1 pseudogene is annotated in these 246 nt (G+C 34.6%); it reads right to left on the reverse strand.

Annotated elements, in window-relative coordinates:
• Positions 1-119 precede the first annotated feature (119 nt).
• Positions 120-246, reverse strand: a pseudogene (locus IDG64_RS14850) (PTS sugar transporter subunit IIA); the annotation flags it as partial.

The following is a 246-nucleotide window of genomic DNA, read 5'->3' on the forward strand; positions in this document are numbered from 1 at the left end:
TGACCGTAACGTCAAATGTAATCACAATCGGAAAGTATCGTGACAATGCATATATAACAGGGAGGGTTTAAATATGAGTTACTTCACTGATTTTGTAAGGGGATTTTTAGATTTAGGTGCAACTGTTGTAATAACTTAAGTTGATCATCTACTTTATCCATTGCTAACATAAAAACGATTTTCACTTCTGTCTGTTGATCAAGTGTTCCCATTTCAATAAACGGCACTTCTTTTTCTAGAACAGCC

The organism is Staphylococcus sp. EG-SA-15 (genome assembly GCF_017151895.1).
In the GTDB taxonomy this organism is placed as follows: Bacteria; Bacillota; Bacilli; order Staphylococcales; family Staphylococcaceae; genus Staphylococcus; species Staphylococcus aureus.